The sequence below is a fragment of the Adlercreutzia sp. DFI.6.23 genome, assembly GCF_024462535.1.
Classification (GTDB): domain Bacteria; phylum Actinomycetota; class Coriobacteriia; order Coriobacteriales; family Eggerthellaceae; genus Adlercreutzia; species Adlercreutzia rubneri.
Map to the genome: position 1 here is coordinate 1 of NZ_JANGBP010000344.1, position 318 is coordinate 318.

The following is a 318-nucleotide window of genomic DNA, read 5'->3' on the forward strand; positions in this document are numbered from 1 at the left end:
GCCCTTCTTTATGGGTTGAAAAAGCCAGTTTACTTGCAGCAGGCGGGAACCTCGTGTTTGACGCGGTCGTGCTCCTCGGCGCGCTTGGCGTCGTTGAATCGGTCGAGCGTGCCCACCAGGTAGCCGGTGATGCGGCGGATGCGGTCGAACTTCACCGGCGCGAGCCCGTAGTGGATGCCCACGTCCTCGCCAACGACATCCAGCGTCAGCGACTCCAGCTGACCATGGGTGTACTTGTCGTAGGCGCGCTTGATGTAGGCCTTGATCTCGTCGTCGGATACGGGGGCATCGCTGGCTTGGGCGTAGTTCACGGCCACA

Annotated in this window: 1 protein-coding gene; it reads right to left on the minus strand. The window is 61.9% G+C overall.

Annotated elements, in window-relative coordinates; all coding sequences use genetic code 11:
- Positions 1 to 29 precede the first annotated feature (29 nt).
- Positions 30 to 318, minus strand: a 289-nt coding sequence (nrdD, locus tag NE591_RS13650) for an anaerobic ribonucleoside-triphosphate reductase (RefSeq protein ID WP_305145262.1), incomplete at its 5' end; no start/stop codon positions are given.